General features: G+C 32.7%; 1 protein-coding gene. It reads left to right on the top strand.

Annotation, left to right across the window (positions count from 1 at the left end):
* The coding region (locus AC1DUA_RS39260) for a hypothetical protein (protein ID WP_477504828.1) at window positions 1-456 on the top strand (456 nt) is incomplete at its 5' end.
* Window positions 457-900 lie beyond the last annotated feature (444 nt).

Below are 900 nucleotides of genomic sequence, written 5' to 3'. Positions count from 1 at the left end.
AGAGAGGATATTCTGAAAGTTAAAGATAAAGAATTTCCGGTTCTCTGGATCAATGTCGATAATGATAAGTTAAGATATTCTTTTGAGTCAATAGCAAGAGCAATATACTTTTACGAAAATGAACATGTTTTTCGCGGAAAATGTTTTGTTATATCAAGATTGTTTAATCATCATGATGATCTTAAAGGTTCGGAGTTTAATAATAGGTCTTCGGAATTAATAGAAAACGAACAAAAATATTGGATAAATGAAATTAAAGGAAACAACCCAGATATATTCTCCTATCAGTTTAGTGAAGTTGACGGGTTTAAGTGCCAAACACTAGCTTTGAATTTTTATGAAGGAACTAAGGTGTACGTTATCTTAAATGGTATGACAGATGAAGAGATGGAAGAAGTAAGACCTAAACTTGCTGCTGCTACTGATTCTTTATTTGGTGATCTACGAAATGAATAAAAACTTGCAGTTAAAGCAAGCGGAAAACACTGTACCGACTCCCAATCACAGCCGACATTATGCTTTGAGCCTAAAGATAAACGAAGTTCGTCATGCGTAATGAAAGGAGAAACGTATGCAAAGTTTCTCACCTGAAAAGCTTTACCTTAATGCTGAAATTTCACCGGAACAGTTCGAATTGTTAGTAATGAATAAATTCAACAGACTATATCCTCATGTTGAAATATTACATAGGGAAAATTTGAAAGGTCTAGATGGGGAATATAACATTGATCTTAAATAAATAAAATTTCAAAATTTATAATGTAGCTTTCTTGAGCGATAAGTATTGTCATTTTCAATAAAAGAGAAACCTCATTAAGCGTRAACCTACCTAAAGGTTGCGCTATTTCTCGTTCTTGAGATGAAGTAGGTGATATAATTTACGACTAAACTACTAATGAC

Source organism: Paenibacillus sp. 01T422, assembly GCF_056398785.1.
The sequence above is the reverse complement of the archived record's forward strand: the minus strand, read 5'-3'. Positions and strand labels throughout refer to the sequence as shown.